Here is a 17,344-nt window from a genome sequence, read left to right on the forward strand (position 1 = left end):
GGAATGACGCATCGTCTTGGACGCGGGTGACGGAGCAGCAGCGCGCTCGATCACTCACTGCTTACCTCATGCCGCTCGCCATCTGACTGGTGACGACCGCACTGGACATACGACGCATCCTCAGAACCGCGCCGTGAACTCCACACCCCAGGTCCGCGGTTCGTTGATGAAGCCGGTCAGGTTGTTGAAGTCGATGCCGCCGACGATGCGCGTGCTGTCGGTGATGTTGCGGCCGAACACGGCGAGATCGTAGGCACCCTGATTCCAGTTCGTGCCCACGCGCAGGGCGCCTTCCAGCGTCGAGCGGCCGCGGAATTCCGGCGATTCGTACAGGAAGAAGTTGACCTGGCCGCGATACGCCCAGTCGGTGTAGACGTAGAACTCGGCGTCGTCGCCGACCGGCGTGGCCCAGCGCGCGGTGAGGTTGTGGATCCACTTCGGCGCCTGCGGCAGCGGGTTGCCGTCGACGAGGGCGAAGCCGGCCACGGTCGGATCGGTCACGGTGCAACCGCCGCCGCAGACCGCGACCGCGAGGTTCGGGTCGCGGATCTCGGTGTCGTTGTAGCTCGTGCCCCAGGTCACCAGCAGCGTGTCGGTCAGCCAGGCCTGCAGGTCGAGTTCGGCACCCTGCCCGATCGACTTGTCGGCGTTGAGCAGGATCGCCTGGTTGGTCGCGCCGCCAACCGCAATCAGCTGCTGGCCGTCGACGTTGTAGCGGAACAGGTTGAAGCCGATGCGGCCGCGGCGGTCCCACAAGTCGGCCTTGACGCCGACCTCGTAGGAAATCACTTCTTCCGAATCGGCGACCGAGATGCCGCCGAACGCGAGACGTCCCTGGATCGACGGTGCGCGGAAGCCCTTGGCGACGCGGCCGTAGACGTTGACGTCGTCGTTGATCTCGTAGACCGCGCTGGCATCCCAGCTGATGTCGTCGACATCGGTGTTCTCGAAGAACGGGCCGCCGACCGGCGTCCCGAACGGTACGGCCTGCAGCACGCTGGCGCTGAAATCCTTCTTGTCCTGCGTGTAGCGCAGGCCGCCGCGCAGCTTGAGCTTGTCGCTGACGTCGTATTCGCCGGACGCGAACAGCGCCCAGGCGGTATTGCGCTGTTCCTGCACCGCGTGGCCGGTCTGCGGATTGCCGGGGCTGAGCGAGTCGTAATTGAGGCTGTCGACGGTCAGTTCCTCGCGGAACCAGAACGCGCCGGCCTGCCAGTCGAAGGGGCCGTCGAGGTTGGATTCGAGGCGCACTTCCTGGGTGATCTGCGTGTGGTCGGGAATGCCGTCGGCCGATTCGGCCGCGAACGGGATGAAGCCCGGGCCGGACACCGGCAGGAACGCCGCGCCGAAACCACCGTCGATGTCGCCGCGGTTCAAGGATTCCAGCGTCTCGTAACCGGTGATCGAGTACAGGCTGTACTGGCCGAAATCCCAGCGCAGACGAGCGCTGCCGCCCCAGGTTTCGAGGTCGGAGAAATTGACGCCGTCGACCGAAACCGTATCCCGATCGAAGCCGGGCACGAAGCGGTTGCTGCCCGGCTCGACGATGTTCGCGCGGAACAGGCGCGCGGTGCCGTTGAGATCGCGGCGATGCAGGTTGAACAGGCCTTCGAAGCCGTCGCCCTCGTAGAGGAACTGCACGCGCGCGGCGGATTCGTCGTAGCCCTCGAAACCGTCGTTGGGCGCACCCGCCAGGGTGTTGCGCACCGAATCGTCGCGGCGCTGGTACAGGGCCGACACGCGCGCGGACCAGCGCTCGGTCAGCGCGCCACCGACCGCGCCTTCGAAGTTCCACATGTTGTCGCTGCCGTAGGCCAGCTTGCCGTAGCCCTCGAACTCCTGGCTCGGGCGCACCGAATCGAACTTCACCACGCCGGCCGGCGTGTTACGGCCGAACAGAGTGCCCTGCGGGCCGCGCAGCACTTCGACGCCGGCGATGTCGAACACCGGAAACCCCTTCAGCAGCGGGTTTTCCAGCACCACGTCGTCATAGATCAGCGAGACGGGCTGCGAGGCGTTGAGATCGAAGTCGGTGTTGCCGAGGCCGCGGATGTAGAAGCGCGGGAACGCGCGGCCGTAGCTCGATTCGATGTTGAGGCTGGGCACGCGCCCGGACAGGAAGCGGATGTCGGTGCCGCCGCTGCCGAGCACGCCGAGCTTCTCGGCGTCGAGCGTGGTGATCGACACCGGCACGTCCTGGATGTTCTCCACCCGGCGCTGGGCGGTGACCTGCACGGCATCGAGCGTGGCGGCCGACTGCGGCGATGCCACCGGATCGGCGCTCTGGGCGAATGCCGCCAAAGGCAGCGCGCAGGCCAGCGCGACAGCGAGTTGCGAGCGACGGTGACGCATCGGGCGGACGGGCGCGAACGACATGGGGAACCTCGGGCGATGGAAGAACGTGGACACGGTGGACGGATCAGTATCAGAACGAGACGCGCGTACTCAGCTGCGAGCGCAGCACCGACAGGTGCCCGGTCTCGCGCTTCCACGCCGTGCGGATCGCATCGATGGCGTCGGAGGCCTCGGGCGTGTCCGCATGCAGGACGACCAGTTCCTTGGAGCGCAGCCGGGTCGGCGTGGCCGCACCTTCGGGCAGCCACTGGCCGTAGACGTCGATCACGCTGAGGCCCTGCGGAAAGCGCGGTGTGACTTCGCGGTCGAGAAATGCGAGCCAGCGCTGCTCGTCCGCGGCGCGCTCGGCGTCGGTGGCGTCCCAGCGGCCGGTGGCGAAATACAGCTCGGTGCGCAGCCAGCCCTCGCCCGCGGCCGGACGCGCGGTATCCCCGTGGTAGGCGGCGGTCACCGTCTCGCGCGCGGCCGGGCTTGCGCAGCCCGCCAGCGCCGCGACCAGAAGGACGACGCCTGCACGCTGCAGCGTCGGGACACGCGGGTATGCCATCACGGATCTCCGGCCGGGCGCGCCATCGTAGGCGGGCCGCGGCGACGAATTGTTGCGGTGCCGCAACACTGTATCGCCTTATCCGGATGGACGCATGGAAGCCGGTGATGCCCAATGAAGCGACGCGCCCCGCGCGCCCATTCCGCACCGGTCACCGTGCGCGTCCTCCCCCGGCGCGGTGGCCGGCGCGTCTCCATCGCGCCCGTCCAGGAGCCTGCATGCCCACGTCGATCCGCCTCGCCCGCCCGACCGCCCCGCTCGCGCTTGCCATCGCCTGCGCGCTCGCGCTGCCGGCCGCCGCCCAGACGCGCGAGGCCGACGGCGCGACCCGACTCGACGCGGTCATCGTCACCGGCACCCGCGCGACCGATCGCACGGTGCTGGAATCGACATCGCCGATCGACGTGCTGGACGCAGACGATCTGCGCCGCGCCGGCGCGGTCAACGGCGAGCTCGGCAGCGCACTGCAGGCCCTGCTGCCGTCGTTCAACATCCCGCGCCAGTCGAACTCCGGCGGCGCCGACCACATCCGCGCGGCGCAGCTGCGCGGCCTCTCCCCGGATCAGGTGCTGGTGCTGGTCAACGGCAAGCGCCGGCATGTCTCGTCGCTGGTGACCACGGGCTCGAAGACCGGACGCGGCACGACGCCGGTCGACTTCAACGCGATTCCGCTCAGCGCGATCAAGCGTATCGAAGTGCTGCGCGACGGCGCGGGCGCGCAGTACGGCGCCGATGCGGTCGCGGGCGTGATCAACATCATCCTCGACGACGCCAGCGATGGCGGCGCGATCGAAGCGAGCTACGGCGCGCATCACACGAGGTTCGAGCCGACTGACCAGCGCATCACCGACGGCCAGAGCGCCTCGCTCGCGGCGAAGGTCGGCACCGCGCTCGGCGACGACGGCTTCCTGCGCGTGGGCCTGGAATACAAGGAACTCTCGCCGACCAATCGCGCCGGTTTCGACCAGATTCCGCCGTGGGACCAGACGCCGCGCAATCTCGAACTGCAGGGCCAGCGCAACTACCAGGCCGGCAACGGCGCGGCCCGGGACATCAACGGCTGGCTCAATACCGAGATCGCGCTCGGTGACGCCGCAACGTTCTATGCGTTCGGCACCTACGCCCAACGCGACACCGAAGGCGCGAACTACTTCCGCTATCCCGATGGCGAAGCGAACTGGCTCGAGGTGTATCCGAACGGATTCCGCCCGGTGTCGATCGGCGAGAACCTCGATGTCGCCGGCGTCGCCGGTGTGCGCACGCAGTGGGGCGACTGGGACATCGACGCGAGCCTCAACCACGGCCGCAACGCGTTCACCTATCGCCTGCGTGATTCGATCAATGCCTCGCTCGGCCCGTCCAGCCCGACGCGCTTCAAGACCGGTGACTACGCGTTCGACCAGACGCTCGCCAACGTCGACGTCAGCCGTCTGTTCGCGCAGGGCGACACCCTGCACACCTTCGCCACCGGCGTGGAATTCCGCGTCGAGAATTACGAGACCGGTGCCGGCGATCCGGCGAGCTATGCGGCCGGTCCGTTCACCGATCGCCCGACCGGCTCGCAGGCCGGCGGCGGCCTGACCCCGCAGGACGAAGCCGACCTCGACCGCGATGTCGCCAGCGTCTACGCCAGCGTGGCCAGCAGTTTCGGCGAGAAGCTCAGCACCGACGCCGCCGTGCGCTACGAGCACTACAGCGACTTCGGCGGCGAAGTGACCGGCAAGCTCGCCGCGCGCTACGAATTCGTGCCGGCGTTCGCGCTGCGCGGCGCACTGTCGAAGAACTTCCGCGCGCCGTCGCTCGGCCAGATCGGCTATGAATCCACCGGCACCGGCTACAACGCCGCCGGCCAGCTGATCCAGAGCCGCCTGCTGTCGGTCAACAACCCGATCGCCCGCGCGCTCGGCGCGACCGACCTCACGCCCGAACAGTCGACCAACGCCAGCCTCGGTTTCACCAGCCAGCTCAGTGAGAACTTCGATTTCTCGCTGGATCTGTTCCAGATCGACATCGACGACCGCGTGGCGCTGTCGGAAGCGATCACCAGCGATGCGCTGACCGCTTTCATCGACGCCGAGTTCGGTGTGCCGGGCGTGCAGAGCGTCAGCTTCTTCACCAACGCCGCCGACACGCGCACGCGCGGCGCCGAGGCCGTCGCCAACTGGCGCCATCCGCTGGCCGGTGGTTCGCTGCTGCTGACCGGCACCTGGAGCTACGCCCACACCGAGATCAAGCGCACCGTCGCGACACCGGCCGCGCTGTCGGCGGTGGTGCCGGACGCGGTGCTGTTCGGCGTCGAGGAAAGCAACACCCTGACCGACGCCGCGCCGCGCACGCGCTCGGCGTTCACCGGCAGCTGGGGGGACGACACCTGGAACCTGCTCACGCGCGTCACCCGCCACGGCAGCACCAAGCGGGTCTTCAACTTCGGCGGCGGTTTCGAGCCCGAGCAGGTCTACGGCGCGAAGTGGCAGCTCGATGCGGAGGCCGAAGTGCGCCTCGGCGCGCAATGGACACTCGCGATCGGCGGCCAGAACCTGACCGACGAATACGCAGACCTGTCGAACGAGGACATCTTCTACTTCGGCAACCTGCCCTACGACGTGCTGTCGGGCATCGGCAGCAGCGGCCGCTACGTGTACACGCGCGTGCGTTACCGCTTCTAGGCTGCGCATTCCAGCCTTTGCATCGCCGGGCCGGCGTGTGGTTCCGTAGTCGGGGTCTGGATTCCACACCGGGGCAATGGGGCAACTGACGGCAATCGACTACGCCGTGATCGCGGCGTACTTCGTGCTCACCGCGATCATCGGGTTCTCGGCCACGCGGCGACGCGCGACCTCCGACGAACTGTTTCTCGCCGGGCGCTCGCTCGGGCCGATCGCGGTGGGTGTCTCGCTGTTCGCGTCCAACATCTCGTCGGACACGCTGATCGGCCTGCCCGGCGCGGCCTACGCGACCGGCATCTCGGCGGCGAACTACGAATGGATGGCCGGCCTGGTGCTGATCCTCAGCGCGGTCTTCGTGCTGCCGGTGCTGATGCGCACGCGTATCGCGACGATGCCGGAACTGATGGGGCGCCGCTTCGACGCACGTCTGCGCACCTATCTGTCGGCGGTGACGCTGTTCCTGTCGCTGGTGCTCGACACCGCCGGCACCCTGTATGCCGGCGGCCTGATCGTGACCACCTTCGTGCCCGGCATGGAGATGTGGGCGGTGTGCCTGGGCATCGCATTGTTCACCGCGCTCTACACCGCGTGCGGCGGCCTGCGCGCGGCGGTCTACACCGACCTGCTGCAGGGCACGGTGCTGCTGGTGGGCGCGGCGGCGCTGTCGTTGCTGGTGTTCGCGCAGTTCGACTACAGCTGGGCCAACGTGACCGCGCAGGTGGCGCCGGAGAAGCTGTCGCTGGTGCGTCCACTCGACGATCCCGGGCTCCCGTGGCTCGGCCTGGTGACCGGCGTGCCGATCGTCGGTTTCTACTACTGGTCGATGAACCAGTACGTGGTGCAGCGCGTGCTGGCCGCGCGCGACGTCGAGGCCGCCAGCCGCGGTGCGGTGATCGCCGCACTGCTGAAGCTGCTGCCGATCTTCCTGATGACGATTCCAGGCGCGATGGCGACGGTGCTGCTGCCCGATCTGCCGCATGCCGACCAGGCGTTCCCGGCGATGGTCACCACGTTCGCACCGGTGGGCCTGGCCGGGCTGATCATCGCCGGGCTGGTGGCGGCCTTGATGTCGACGATCTCCTCGACGCTCAATTCGTCCGCGACGCTGCTGACGCTGGACTTCGTGCAGCCGCGGCGGCCGCACTGGTCGCCGCGGCAGCTGGCCTGGACCGGGCGCATCGCGACCGTGTGCATCGCCCTGCTGGCCGCGGCCTGGGCGCCGATGATCCAGCACTTCTCCGGCCTCTGGGCCTACCTGCAGCAGGTCTTCGCCTTCGTCGCCTCGCCGCTGGTGGCGACGTTCCTGATGGGCCTGTGGGTGCGCCGTCTGGGTGCGTCCGCGGCGTTGCGCGGCTTGGCCTGCGGCCACGCGCTCAGTGCGGTGCTGTTCGTGGTCTACGAGACCGTCGGCCTCGGCATCCACTTCAGCATCGTCGGCGGCGTGCTGTTCGCGGCGACGGTCGCGTTCACCGGTCTATGGATGTGGCGGCTGCAGGGCCGCGATGCGCGCGGCGTAGAGGCCGATGCCATCGTCACCACCGCCCGGCCGACGCTCGCCCACCTGCCGCGCGATGCGATCGTCGGCATCGCCCTGGTGCTCGGCCTGACCGCGACGATCCTGATCGTGCTGCGCTAGGTCGGGTCCATCCAGACCAGCGTGGCCATGCGCCCGGTGCGCTGGTCGCGCCGGTGGGAGAAGAACGCTTCGGGCTCGGAGATCGTGCAGTGCTCGCCGCCGTGGATCGCATCCCCCGGCACGCCCGCCACGATCAGGCGCATGCGCGCGAGCGCATAGAGGTCGACGTGCCAGTGGTCCGGGCGGGTCTGGGTGAAGGCGGTCGCGGCGTCGGCATCGCGGTTGACGAAGGCGTCGCGGACCTCGGTGCCGATCTCGTAGGCGTCCGGTCCGGCCGCGGGGCCCAGCCAGACGACGAGGTCCTGCGGCGCGCTGCGCATCGCGGCCAGCGTCGCCTCGAGCACGCCGGCCGCCAGTCCGCGCCAGCCGGCATGCGCGGCCGCGACCTCGCTGCCGTCGAACGCCGCGAACACGACCGGCAGGCAGTCGGCGGTCTGGATCGCGAGGACGACGCCCGGCATCCGGGTGACCGCGGCATCGGCCTCGGCCTCGGCCTGCGCGGCCTGCTCGTCCGGCGCCGGCGCGCTCACGCGCAGCACCTCGATGCCGTGGACCTGGCGCAGCCACACCGGGCGGGTGGGCAGTTCGGCGAGCGTGACCAGGAGGGCCCGGTTGCGCGCGACCGCATCGGGATCGTCGCCGGCGGCCGACCTGTGGCTGCCGAGATTGAACCGGTCGAACGGCGCCAGCGACACGCCGGCGCCGTGGCGCAGCGTGGTCAGCGCATGCACGCCGCGCGGCGCGGGCCAGCCGGCATGCAGCAGCGCGTTCACCGGCGCCCCGACTCCGCGTGCTCGACGACGTCGGCGCGCAACACCTTCAGCAGCGCCTGCATGTCGTCGGGCAGCGGCGCGCTGCAGCGGATCGCTTCGCCATTGGCCGGATGGCGGAACTCCAGCGTCTCCGCATGCAGGGCCTGGCGACGGAAGCCGCGCAGCATGCCGGCGGTCGCCTCCGACGCGCCCTTGGGCAGCTTCAACGCGCCGCCGTACATCGGGTCGCCGAGGATCGGATGGCGCAGATGCGCCATGTGCACGCGGATCTGGTGCGTGCGTCCGGTCTCGAGCCGGCATTCCAGCGCGGTGTGCGCGCGGAAGCGCTCGCGCAGGCGGTAGTGGGTGACCGCCTCGCGGCCCTCGTCGCGCACGGCCATGCGCAGCCGGTCGCGCGGATGGCGGTCGATCGGCGCATCGGCCGTGCCGCCGGACACCAGCGCGCCGACGACGACCGCCAGGTATTGCCGATGCACGTCGCGCGCGGACAACTGCTCGACGAGGGCGTTGTGTGCTTCCAGCGTGCGCGCGACGACCATGACGCCGGAGGTGTCCTTGTCGAGCCGGTGCACGATGCCCGCGCGTGGCAGCGTCGCCAGCGAGGCGTCGCGGAACAGCAGCGCATTGACCAGGGTGCCGTCGGGATTGCCGGCGCCGGGATGCACGACCAGCCCCGCGGGCTTGTCGATGACGATCACCTGGTCGTCCTCGTACAGCACCGACAGCGGGATGTCCTGGGGCTCGGCCTCGGTCTGGGTGTCGAGCATGACGTTCAGCTCGACCCGCTCTCCGCCCATCACCGGATCGCGTGGACGCGGCACGGCGCCATCCAGCAGCACCTCGCCGGCCTTGATCCAGGTGGTCAGCTTGGACCGCGAGAACTGCGGGAAGAGCTCGGCGAGGACGGCATCGAACCGGCGACCGGCGGACGCATCCGGCACCGTGGCGGTGCGTGCGTCGTCGGGTGGGGCGGGAGTTGCGGGCATTGGACGGCTCGGGTTCAGGCGTGGGGCGCCGGGCGGCGGGCCCGGGCTGGTATTATCCGCCCTTCGTGCCCAGACGCCCAATGTCCTCATGACCCCACGCTCCGTTACGTCGTCCCGCCTGGCCCGTGGCCTGATCCTCGTGGTGCTGGCGGTGCTGGTCGCGACCGGCTGCTCCCGCAACACCCGCGACGACGAAAACGAAGGCGTGCCCGTCACCGAGCTCTACGACAAGGGTCACCAGTCGATGCGCCGCGGCAACTGGAACAACGCGGCGAACACGTTCCGCCGCCTCGTCGCCCAGTACCCGTACGGCCCCTACACCGAGCAGGCGCTGGTCGAAACCGCCTACGCGCAGTTCAAGATGGGCAACAACGAGGAAGCGGTGTCGGCGATCGACCGCTTCATCCGCACCTATCCGACGCACCGGCACATCCCCTACATGTACTACCTGCGCGGGCTGACCAACGCCAACCGCGACACGGTGTTCCTGCAGCGGGTGTGGAGCCTGGACAGCAGCCGCCGCGACCTGGCCGCGCCGAACCAGGCCTACGCCGACTTCAACACCGTGACCGAGCGCTACCCCAACAGCCGCTATGCCGCCGACGCGCGTCAGCGCATGGTCGCGCTGCGCAACACGTTCGCGCGCCACGAGATCGAGACCGGCCTGTACTACCTGCGCCGCGGCGCCTATGTCGCGGCCACGCAGCGCGCGACCTACCTGCTTGAGACCTACCCGCAGAGCGAATACCAGAACGACGCGGTGGCCCTGCTCGCCACCGCCTACGACGGCCTGGGCAACGAGACCCTCGCCACCGACGCGCGCCGGGTGCTGCAGCAGAACGAGCCCGATCATCCGGCCCTGAGCGGCAACTGGCCGAACGAGCCGTGGAAGATCCGTCGCCTGAACCCGTTCGCCACCGAGCGCACCGCGATCGACACCGACCGCGACTGAGCCTTCGGCTTGCGCATCTCTGGAACGCCGCCTTCGGGCGGCGTTCTGCTGTGTGGGGTGCAGGATGTGCGATTCGCTGGCGCTCGAGTCATCCGCGCCCTCGCCGTCATGCACGCGAAAGCGGGGCGTTCGACGGACGCATGACCGACCAACCCTTCCGATTTCAGCGCCAGCTCCTGCGTTGCCGTTTGCTTTGCCTCTGGGATCCTCTAAGCACGCCCGTCATTCCCGCGAATGCGAACGCGGTTTTTCAGCAGCCGAACGGCTGGGGCAATCCCGCGCCGTCAAGCTCTTGAACCAGAAGGCACTGGATTCCCGCTTGACCGGACATGCGTCCGTTGAAAGCCGCGGGCATGACGAGCAAATGCGGACTCGTTCAGATCGTGCCCGGCTCTGCCTTTGCTTTTTGCTTCGCCTTTAGCTCTTGCTCTGCCTCTGGCTCTGGCTCTGGCTCTGGCTTTGGCTTTGGCTTTGGCTTTGGCTGTCAGCCTTTGATTTTTCGAGCCGTAAAGCGAGCCGAGCACCGGAGCCTGGCGTAGCCGAAGAGCAGCCCATGTTTGAGCGAAGCGAGTTTGGGCTGCGTGCCGCGTCAGGCGAGGAGCGCAGGGGACCGATGCGGCCTCATCGCATCGGCGAGTGTCCGGCGATGGCGGTTTGACTCGCGCCTTCGGCACTCGCCCTTCGGGCCGGCTTCGCCGTTCGCCAGCGCCTTCGCGCTGTCGTGCTTACTTTTGACAAGACAAAAGTAAGCCGCGCGAACAGCGCGGAAGCTCTGTTCTTCGCGAATCATTGGAATCGGGCGCCAGCGGGTGAACGAAGCGAAGCAATGCAAGTGCACGGCTTTCGCCCGCTTGCGCGTGCGAGTTCCTTTTTGAAGGACCAAAAAGGAACCAAAAAGTCCCTTCGCCGGACGCGATCCGCCGCATGAAGCCGCGGCGGTCCCCTGCGCTTCTCGGGCAGCGGGGCACGCAGCCCAAACTCGCTTCGCTCAAACATGGGCTGCTCTTCGGCCCCGCCGCCCTGCGATGCTCGGCTCGCTCTACGGCTCGAACGTCAAACGCTGGAAGCCAAAGCAAAAGGCAAAGGCAAAGGCAAAGGCAACGCAACAGCAAAGCCGAAGCCAAGCCAAGCCGAGCCGAGCCGAGCAATAGCACCTGCAGCACAGCCAGAACCGAGCACCCGTCCCGGCGCCGGGCAGCGCCATCGTGATCCCGGCCGCATCCCCACCTACGCGACGCCCCTATAGACTTCCCCGCATGCAGGACCTCATCGCACGCCTCCTCTATCTGCTGGCCACACTCGTCGGCGCATTGCCCGCACCGTTGCAGCGCGGGATCGCCTCCGCGGTCGCCACACTCGGGCGCATCACCGGCAGTCGCGAAAGCCGCGTCGCGCTGCGTAATCTCGAACTCGCCTATCCCGAGCTGTCGACGGACGAGCGCCGTGCCCTGCAGCGCGCGATCCTGCGCATGACCGCGCTGCAGACGCTGGAGACGCTGCGCTTCTGGACACGGCCGCATGCGCGCAACCTCGCCGCGCTGCGCGAGCAGCATGGCGTCGGCCTGTTCGATGCGGCGCTGGCGTCGGGCCGCGGCCTGATCGTCGTCGCGCCGCATCACGGCAACTGGGAACTGCTGAACCAGTGGCTGGCCGCACGCACGCCGATTTCGATCCTCTATCGCGCACCCGACTCCGCAATCGGCGAAGCCTTCCTGCGCCTGGTGCGCGCCGGCGGACCCGACCGCGTGCGTCAGGTGCGCGCCGAAGGCCCGGCAGTGCGCCAGCTGTGGAAGACGCTCAAGGACGGCGGCGTGGTCGGCATCCTGCCCGACCAGCAGCCCAAGGCCGGCGACGGCGTCTTCGCGCCGTTCTTCGGCATGCCGGCACTGACGATGACCCTGGTCTCGCGCCTGGCCGAACGCACCGGCGCCGAGGTGCTGTTCGCCTGGTGCGAGCGCATCGGCGACGGCCCGGACTTCGCATTGCGCATCGAAACCGCGCCCGACGGCATTGCCGACACCGATCCGCAGCGCGCCGCCGCGGCGCTCAATGCCGGCGTCGAGCACATCGCGCGCCGCGATCCCGCGCAGTACCAGTGGACCTACAAGCGCTACAAGGCGCGGCCGTCCGGGTCCGGCGACGACAATCCCTACCTCGATCTGGAACGCCGCCGATGAGCCTGCGCCGATGACCGACCACGACGCCGACCCCGCGGGCCCGCCCCCCTTGCCGCCACTGCCGCCTGTCACCGCGCCTGCGCCACTGTCCGATGCGCCGCAGGTGGAAACCGACGTCTGGCAACCGCTGCCGGTACGCGCACGCACGCTGGCCACGCTGTCGACCCTGATCGGCACGCTGGTGCCGCTGACGATCGCGCTCGGCATCGGCGTGCTCGCCAATGCGCGCACGCCGCTGGCGTTCGCGCTCGCCGGCGCGGCGCTGGTGGTGATTCCGGCGTGGACGGTGTGGATCGCACGCCGGCGCTGGCTGCGCACGCGCTGGCGGCTCGACGACGACGGCTTCGGCATCCGCCGCGGGCACATGTGGCGCAGCGACACGCGCGTGCCCGGCTCGCGCGTGCAGCATCTCGACATCCGCCGTGGCCCGCTGGAACGCGCGTTCGGCCTGTCGACGCTGATCGTGCACACGGCCGGTACCCGCAACAGCGCGGTATCGGTCAGCGGCCTCGACCACGCCGAAGCCGAACGCCTGCGCGATGCGCTGGCCGCACGCGCCGCCCGCGACGACGACCATGACGACGCCTGACGCGACGCCCGCGCTGCTGCCCGCCGATGCCGAGCGTCGGCTGCATCCCGGCTCCTGGCTGTTCGTGCTGCTGCAGAACCTGCGGCAGTTCATCGTGCCGCTAGTGGTGCTGCTGTTCGCCGGTGGCCGCCGCGACGATGGCTATCCGTGGTGGCTGCCGATGCTCGGCGTCGGTGCCTTGGTGGTGGTCTCGATCTGGCAATACCTGACGTTCCGCTACCGCATCGCCGACGACCGCCTGATCGTGCGCAGCGGACTGCTCGAACGCAGCGTGCGGCAGATTCCGTACTCGCGCATCCACAACGTGGCGATCCACCAGTCGCTGCTGCACCGGCTGATCGGCGTGGCCGAGGTGCGGCTGGAATCGGCCGGCGGCACCAAGCCCGAAGCGGAAATGCGCGTGCTCCGGCTGCCCGAAGCGCTGGCGCTGGAACAGCTGATCCGCGACCGCAGCAGCGAGCCGTCGACGGCCGCCGTCGATGGCGCTGCGCCCGCGGCGCCGGCCGGCACCACGTTGCTGGCGCTGTCGACGATCGAGGTCGTCAAGCTGGGGCTGATCTCCAACCGCGGCATGATCGTCGTCGCCGGCGCCGTGGCGCTGTCGTTCCAGGTGCTGCCGGAGCGTGCGATGGGCCGCTGGCTGGTCGAGGGCGGGCGCGAGGCCTTCGGCTATGCCAGTGGCTTCGCCACGACCTGGCTCGCCAAGGCGCTGGTGATCGCGGCCTTCGTCGCCGCCGCCCTCGCCCTGATCCGCGCGTTTTCGGTGGTGCTGGCGCTGGTCCGCTACCACGGCTTCCGTCTGCAGCGGCAGGGCCGCCGGCTGACCGTGGAGCGTGGCCTGCTGAGCCGTTCGCGCAGCAGCGTGCCGCGACGGCGCATCCAGGCCTGGACGCTGCGCGAGAGCCTGCTGCATCGCCTGTTCGCGCGGCGCACGCTGGAGATCGACACCGCCAGCGCGCGCGCCGGCGACGGCCAGGGCAACGCGAATGGCCAGCGCGGCCTGGACGCACTGGCCCCGATCGCACCGCCCGACACCTGCGACGCGATCCTGCGCGACATCGCCGTCCTGCCGGCATGGCCGCCCGCCGAATGGCGTCCGCTGCACCCGCGCGCGTGGCTGCGGCTGCTGCTCGGCGACGCGGTGTTGACCGCGGTGCTGTGCGGCGTGCTTGCGTGGTTCTTCCAGTGGTGGGGCGCGCTGGGCCTGCTGTGGCTGCCGTGGGCGGCCTTCGTCGCCCGCCGCCACGCCGCGCGCGCCGGTTATTCGATCGACGATGCCCTCGTCGCCGTGCGCGAAGGCTGGTGGAGCCGGCATTGGCGGCTGGCCGAAATCGGCAAGCTGCAGGCCGTGGAACTGCACCGATCGCCGCTGGACCGGGGCTTCGGCATGGCCTCGGTGTGGCTCGATACCGCCGGCGCCGGCGCGCTGGCACCTCCACTGCGTCTGCGCTTCCTGCCACTGGCTGACGCCGAGCGCATCCACGCGCGGCTGGCCGCGGCGATCGCACGCCGCCCGCTGCGCTGGTGATGGCACGCGCCGCTCAGCGGCGGCGTGATTTCAGGTAGTGACCGAGCATGCCGACCCAGTGCTCGATGCGTTTGGCCAGCGGCATCGGCGCCTGGAACAGCAGCCAGCTGTAGGCGCGCAACTCCCAGAACGTCGGCGCGGGCTTGGTGCGGAACTCGGCCTTGGCCATGCGCAACCAGCGCGGCGTGATGCCGGCCTGCTGGCGATAGAACTCGAGCATGCGCTCGCTGCCGACGACGTGGCGGTACACGCGCAGCGGCGACGGCCCGAAGGATTTGAGCGCATTGCTGCCGTGTTCGCGGTGGCCGACCAGGGTGTCGGACAGATAGACCTTGTGCGCGCCGAGAATGTCGGCGCCGTAGACGATGCAGTCGTCCGGGCGCGAGAGCCAGTCGGCGGCGCGCTCGGGTGGCAGGGTCAGCAGTCGTGCCATCAGCGGGCTGCGCAGGCTCACCGCCGACGTCGCCGCGCCCTGGAAGCGGTGGTAATAGGCGTTGAGCAGGATCGACAGGCCGAGGTCGCGATCCGGACCGGGCTTGAACATCGGTTCGTCGAGATCGCCGAACAGCTGCATGTTCGTGTAGACGAAATCGACCTCAGGACGCGCGGCGTAGACGTCGACGATGCGCTGCAGGTAGTCGGGGTTCCAGCGGTCGTCGGAATCGAGCAGCGCGACGATGTCGCCGCGCGCCTGCGCGAAACCGGTGATCCAGGCCTGCAGCTGGCCGCCGTTGACCTGCTCGATCAGCGTGACCTTGGGATGGGTGCCGTAGTGGCGGCGCAGCAGCTCGGGCGAGCCGTCGCGCGAGCCGTCGTCGACGATGATGATCTCCAGCGCGCTTTCCGTCTGCGCGAGCACCGACTCGATCGCCTCGACGACGAACGCGGCGTAGTTGTAGCTCGAGACGAGCACGCTGACGGTGGGGCGGATGGAAGCGGTCATGGATATCGGAGCGACGCCGCGCATGCGGCGCCGGCATCATACCAACGCGCCTCGCCGCGCCCGGACGCGGCCCGCGTGATCGGCGACAATCGCGGCATGTCGATTCCTGCACCCGCCATTGCGCCGCTGCCGATCTCCGGCGTCGTCATCACCAAGAACGAGGGCGACCGCATCGGCCGCTGCCTCGATTCGATGCGCGGCCTGTGCGCGGAGCTGATCGTCGTCGATTCCGGCTCGACCGACGACACCGTCGCCGTCGCCACCGCGCATGGCGCGCGCGTCGTGCATCAGGACTGGCTGGGCTACGCGGCGCAGAAAACCTTCGCCAATACCCTCGCCGCGCACGACTGGCTGCTGCTGCTCGACGCCGACGAATGGCTGTCGCCGGGCACCGAGGCGACGATCCGCACGCTGTTCGCGGACGGGCGTGTCGAAACCGCCGACGCCTGGCTGCTGACCCGTCGCAACTGGTTCCTCGGCCATCGCCTGCGCGGCGGCGAACCGATGGAGCGACTGGTCCGCGCGGGCTGGCGTTACCTGCCCTCGCAGGTGCACGAACGCCCGGATCTCGAGGGCAAGACGGTCGCGAAACTCGACGCCGATTTCGAACACGACACCTCGCGCAGCCACGCCGAGCACGTCACCAAACTGTCGAAGTACGCCGCGCTGTGGGCGCAACAGCGATACGACGCCGGCAAGCGCGCCAATGCACTCGACGGCCCGCTGCACGCAGCCGCCTACCTGCTCAAGCAGTACCTGCTGCGCGGCGCCTTCCTCGACGGCGCGCCGGGCTGGCGTTTCCACAAGGCGCAGGCCGGCTACGTGCTGGAAAAATACCGGCGCCTGCGCGCGGTGTCCTGAGCGATCAGCATGCGCACATAGATTCTGTAGGAGCGCGCTCGCGCGCGAACGGCGCTCGCGGAATGCCCGATCGCGCGCAAGCGCGCTCCTACAGCGGGTTCGATCGATCGGCGCCGTTACCAGTCCCCGCCCCCTGGATCGACGGCCCCGCCTCGCCGTACTCACCAGCGATATGAGCGCTGCGCGAGATGACGGCGCGATCTGCCTTCCCACCCTGTAGGAGCGCACTCGCGCGCGAAGGGCCCTCCCGGAATACCCCATCGCGAGCGCGCTCCTACAGCGGGTTCGATCGATCAGCGCCAGCCCAGATCCATGCGCTGTGCGTCAGCTGGCCCCACCCGGCGGGCCGACGATGCAAACGCCGCGCGGAAGGACCCGCGCGATCTGCACGCACACACACCGTAGGAGCGCGCTCGCGCGCGAAGGGCCGCTCCGACACAACCGTCATGCGCACGCACGCGCCGCCTCTGGCTCGCCCTCAGGCCTTCGGCCCGTGCACCAGTCCGAACTCGGTCCAGGTCCGCCGTTCGGCCTTCACCGCATCGCGGATCGCCTGGTTGGCGGCCTTCATTTCCGGCTTCACGTAACCGCGCGCGTGGTCGAGGTGGATGCACACCGCCGAGAACCGGATCTGCTTGCCGGTCACGCCGGCATTCGCGAGCCGCTCGCCGAGTTCGAGATCCTCGCCGCCGTAGGTCATGCGCTCGTCGAAACCGTTGACGCGCACGAGGTCCGCCTTCCAGCCCGAGGCGTTGTTGCCGGCCCAGCGCGGTGGGGTCGGCGTGGTCGCATTGAGTACGCGCTCGCGCCAGCCGGGACGCGCCCAGAGCTTCAGCGAACGCTTCTTGCGTGGCAGGCCGTTGGCTTTCAGCCAGTCGAGATCGGTATGCAGGCCTCGCGCGATGACATCCCGGTCGATCTTCAGACTCAGATCCATCGGCAGCTTGCAGTAGCCACCGCCGAGATACCGGCCCGGCTCGCGCAGGCGCAGGTGCTGGCTGACGAAGTCCGCGCGGGGCACGCAATCACCGTCGGAGAACACCAGGTAGTCCGCACGTGCCGCCTCGATGCCGCGGTTGAGGATCGTGCATTTGCGGAAGCCCGCGTCCTCGTGCCAGACGTGGCGCACCGGAAACGGCAGTTCGCCGGCCATCCGTTCGACCAGCGCGCCGACGTCCGGCCCGGAGCCGTCGTCGGTGACGATCACTTCGAAATCGCCACGGTCCTGGTGCGCATAGCCCCACAGACACCGCTGCAGCCAGTCGGCGTTGTTGTAGGCGCTGATGATCAGGCTGGCGGCGGGCGTCTGCATGCCGGCAATTCTAGCGAGC

At 69.2% G+C, this 17,344-nt stretch carries 13 protein-coding genes; 7 read left to right on the forward strand and 6 right to left on the reverse strand.

All coding sequences use genetic code 11. From position 1 onward, the window contains the following. Window positions 1-120 precede the first annotated feature (120 nt). Complete coding sequence (locus tag ACF3M1_RS13540; protein WP_394001480.1) at window positions 121-2,376, reverse strand: TonB-dependent receptor; 2,256 nt, start codon at window positions 2,374-2,376, stop codon at window positions 121-123. Window positions 2,377-2,425: 49 nt separating this feature from the next. Beyond that, on the reverse strand, window positions 2,426-2,902 hold the full coding sequence (locus ACF3M1_RS13545) for a DUF3574 domain-containing protein (RefSeq protein WP_394001482.1): 477 nt from the start codon (window positions 2,900-2,902) through the stop codon (window positions 2,426-2,428). A gap of 218 nt (window positions 2,903-3,120) precedes the next feature. Here ACF3M1_RS13545 and ACF3M1_RS13550 point away from each other — a divergent pair, with 218 nt between their 5' ends. Both ACF3M1_RS13550 and ACF3M1_RS13555 read left to right on the forward strand, forming a co-directional pair. Further along, a complete protein-coding gene (locus tag ACF3M1_RS13550; protein ID WP_394001484.1) occupies window positions 3,121-5,568 on the forward strand; it encodes a TonB-dependent receptor plug domain-containing protein in 2,448 nt (815 codons plus the stop codon). A gap of 76 nt (window positions 5,569-5,644) precedes the next feature. Beyond that, the gene (locus ACF3M1_RS13555) at window positions 5,645-7,204 is read left to right on the forward strand and encodes a sodium/solute symporter (RefSeq protein ID WP_394001486.1); all 1,560 of its coding nucleotides are present in this window, start codon (window positions 5,645-5,647) and stop codon (window positions 7,202-7,204) included. On the opposite strand, the gene pgeF is transcribed toward ACF3M1_RS13555, so the two are convergent. Beyond that, window positions 7,201-7,977 (reverse strand): peptidoglycan editing factor PgeF, encoded by a 777-nt coding sequence (gene pgeF, locus ACF3M1_RS13560; RefSeq protein ID WP_394001488.1) that lies wholly within the window; start codon window positions 7,975-7,977, stop codon window positions 7,201-7,203. The two genes, ACF3M1_RS13555 and pgeF, sit on opposite strands and share 4 nt — an antisense overlap. After that, window positions 7,974-8,963, reverse strand: a complete 990-nt coding sequence (gene rluD / locus ACF3M1_RS13565; protein ID WP_394001490.1) for a 23S rRNA pseudouridine(1911/1915/1917) synthase RluD — start codon at window positions 8,961-8,963, stop codon at window positions 7,974-7,976. The genes pgeF and rluD overlap by 4 nt, the downstream gene beginning before the upstream one ends. Before the next feature lie 88 nt (window positions 8,964-9,051). On the opposite strand from rluD, the gene ACF3M1_RS13570 reads away from it, so the two are divergent. From ACF3M1_RS13570 to ACF3M1_RS13585, 4 genes are all read left to right on the forward strand, one after another. After that, the gene (locus ACF3M1_RS13570) at window positions 9,052-9,915 is read left to right on the forward strand and encodes an outer membrane protein assembly factor BamD (RefSeq protein WP_394001492.1); all 864 of its coding nucleotides are present in this window, start codon (window positions 9,052-9,054) and stop codon (window positions 9,913-9,915) included. A 1,256-nt stretch (window positions 9,916-11,171) separates the two neighbouring features. Further along, window positions 11,172-12,092, forward strand: a complete 921-nt coding sequence (locus ACF3M1_RS13575; RefSeq protein WP_394001494.1) for a lauroyl acyltransferase — start codon at window positions 11,172-11,174, stop codon at window positions 12,090-12,092. A gap of 85 nt (window positions 12,093-12,177) precedes the next feature. Then, the gene (locus tag ACF3M1_RS13580; RefSeq protein WP_394005279.1) at window positions 12,178-12,681 is read left to right on the forward strand and encodes a PH domain-containing protein; all 504 of its coding nucleotides are present in this window, start codon (window positions 12,178-12,180) and stop codon (window positions 12,679-12,681) included. Next, window positions 12,668-14,209 (forward strand): PH domain-containing protein, encoded by a 1,542-nt coding sequence (locus ACF3M1_RS13585; protein WP_394001496.1) that lies wholly within the window; start codon window positions 12,668-12,670, stop codon window positions 14,207-14,209. Before ACF3M1_RS13580 ends, ACF3M1_RS13585 begins: the two co-directional genes overlap by 14 nt. Window positions 14,210-14,222: 13 nt before the next feature. On the opposite strand, the gene ACF3M1_RS13590 is transcribed toward ACF3M1_RS13585, so the two are convergent. Further along, window positions 14,223-15,152 (reverse strand): glycosyltransferase family 2 protein, encoded by a 930-nt coding sequence (locus ACF3M1_RS13590; RefSeq protein ID WP_394001498.1) that lies wholly within the window; start codon window positions 15,150-15,152, stop codon window positions 14,223-14,225. Between the two features lie 96 nt (window positions 15,153-15,248). Here ACF3M1_RS13590 and ACF3M1_RS13595 point away from each other — a divergent pair, with 96 nt between their 5' ends. Continuing rightward, entirely contained in the window at window positions 15,249-16,013 is a 765-nt protein-coding gene (locus ACF3M1_RS13595) for a glycosyltransferase family 2 protein (RefSeq protein WP_394001500.1), read from the forward strand. Window positions 16,014-16,491: 478 nt separating this feature from the next. Here ACF3M1_RS13595 and ACF3M1_RS13600 read toward each other — a convergent pair whose 3' ends face one another. Then, the gene (locus tag ACF3M1_RS13600; RefSeq protein WP_394001502.1) at window positions 16,492-17,325 is read right to left on the reverse strand and encodes a glycosyltransferase family 2 protein; all 834 of its coding nucleotides are present in this window, start codon (window positions 17,323-17,325) and stop codon (window positions 16,492-16,494) included. Between the last annotated feature and the right edge of the window lie 19 nt (window positions 17,326-17,344).

The organism is Luteimonas sp. WGS1318 (genome assembly GCF_043187535.1).
In the GTDB taxonomy this organism is placed as follows: domain Bacteria; phylum Pseudomonadota; class Gammaproteobacteria; order Xanthomonadales; family Xanthomonadaceae; genus Luteimonas.